Raw genomic sequence first — 255 nt, 5'->3', positions numbered from 1 at the left:
AATCCGCAAAAACCCGTTCAATCGTTTCTTTGCGTTTGGCATAGATTTGCCTATTCTCGTCCGTATGCCGCAAATGATCGACCTCATCTAAATGATCCTGCCATAGATGCCGATGGATTACTTTTTGGTGATTTCGGCTTTCCGTACATTGACTCAGTAATGGGCAATGTTCACATCGTTTTGGATCTGACGCATAAACCCGGTAGCCCTCTCTGTTAGTTGTGCGATAAGTCAGAACGTGGTTTTCAGGACAAA

The 255-nt window shown here is 44.3% G+C and carries 1 protein-coding gene; it reads right to left on the bottom strand.

Annotated elements, in window-relative coordinates; translation table 11 throughout:
- Window positions 1–255, bottom strand: a 255-nt coding sequence (locus tag Q3W56_RS21260) for a transposase (RefSeq protein ID WP_302896724.1), incomplete at both ends; no start/stop codon positions are given.

Origin of the sequence: Bacillus sp. C28GYM-DRY-1 (assembly GCF_030519405.1) — a bacterium.
GTDB classification, from domain to species: domain Bacteria; phylum Bacillota; class Bacilli; order Bacillales; family Bacillaceae; genus Bacillus; species Bacillus spizizenii_A.
This window is presented reverse-complemented; position numbering and strand designations above follow the sequence as displayed.